This is a genomic window from Salinispora goodfellowii (genome assembly GCF_059570675.1).
Map to the genome: position 1 here is coordinate 1 of NZ_JCANTD010000100.1, position 1,110 is coordinate 1,110.

Sequence of the window (1,110 nt, forward strand, 5' to 3'; positions counted from 1 at the left end):
CTGGCCCAGGTCTACGGTGGTGACGCCGTCGCTGTGCTCCGTGCCGTGTTCGCGCCCGAGGCGCCGCTCTGGCTGGCCGAGATATCCGCGGTCCAGACCCTGCGAGTGATGCTCGTGCAGAACTACCTGATCACCACCGACAGCAGGGGGCGGGAGGTGATCCGGCGGCGGGAGGCGGACACGGATGGTCTCCCGCCCGCCAAACATCGGATCACCTCGCCGTACGACACCGACACCCGGTGGGCCGCCAAGGGTGATGACCTGTTCTGGAACGGCTACAAGGTCCACCTGACCGAGACCTGCGACCACGACCAGGCGGACGCCACCAGCGACCACGACAACGAACCCGGCCCCCGGCCGGCGCCGAACCTGATCGTCAACGTGGCCACCACCGCGGCCACCGTCCCGGACGTGAAAGCCACCACCGGCATCCACCAGCAACTGCACGACCACCGGCTGTTGCCCGGCGAGCACTACCTCGACTCCGGCTACCCCTCGGCCGACACCATCGCCGTCGCCGCGCGGACCTTCGGCGTCACCATGGTCACCCCGACCCTGCTCGACCAGTCCGCTCAGGCCCGCGCCGGCACCGGCCACGACAAGACGTGTTTCACCATCGACTTCGACACCCGGCAGGTCACCTGCCCCCAACAACAGACCAACACCAGCTGGAGCCCCACGGTCCAACGCGGCGCCGAGGTCATCGTGGTCAAATTCGCCGCAACCACCTGCACCCCCTGCCCGGCCCGCGCCCTGTGCACCACCGCGAAACGCGGCGGCCGGCAACTGACCTTCTACCCCCGCGACCTGCACCACGCTCTCGCCGAAGCCCGTACCCAGCAGAACACCGACAGCTGGCAAGACAAATACAAGCTCCGCGCCGGCGTCGAAGCCACCATCAACCAGGCCCTCGACATCACCGGCATCCGCCACGCCCGCTACCGCGGCCTGCCGAAAACCCGCCTCCAACACGTGTTCTCCGCGATCGCCGTCAACCTCGTCCGCCTACACGCCTGGTGGACCGAACAACCCCTACCACCAGCCCGGACCAGCCACCTCCAACGCCTCGACCACGACCTCGCTGCCTGAACCGAATTCGGCAGCAGAGTC

At 68.3% G+C, this 1,110-nt stretch carries 1 protein-coding gene; it reads left to right on the forward strand.

Features of this window, described 5'->3' with window-relative positions:
* A partial coding sequence (locus T398_RS26810; protein WP_496450584.1) for a transposase occupies positions 1-1,089 on the forward strand: 1,089 nt, incomplete at its 5' end.
* Positions 1,090-1,110 lie beyond the last annotated feature (21 nt).